We start from the raw sequence: 255 nt of genomic DNA on the forward strand, positions 1-255 counted from the left end.
GCCAATACCTTGATGCAGCATCGCAGTGAGTTACGCGCAGTATTAGGGTTTAGCCAAGATGTTTATCTGAATCTTTCACCTTATGTGTGTGCAATACCCGGTGAAGATAGCCAGTTATTGAATGTGAATACCATTAAGGTTGAGCAGGCCGCTTTACTTGCTGGGATGCTTGAAAATAAAATTTCAGTGAGTGAAGCTGAAAACATTATCAATAATCGTCCCGCGGATGGGTATGAAAAAATTGAAGAGTTTTGG

Annotated in this window: 1 protein-coding gene; it reads left to right on the forward strand. The window is 41.2% G+C overall.

Annotation, left to right across the window (positions count from 1 at the left end):
* Window positions 1-255: type II secretion system protein GspK (locus AAEZ03_RS28155; protein WP_350583240.1), on the forward strand; the 255-nt coding region annotated here is incomplete at both ends.

Origin of the sequence: Pseudomonas sp. HY2-MNA-CIBAN-0224, assembly GCF_040310285.1 — a bacterium.
GTDB lineage: Bacteria > Pseudomonadota > Gammaproteobacteria > Pseudomonadales > Pseudomonadaceae > Aquipseudomonas > Aquipseudomonas helleri.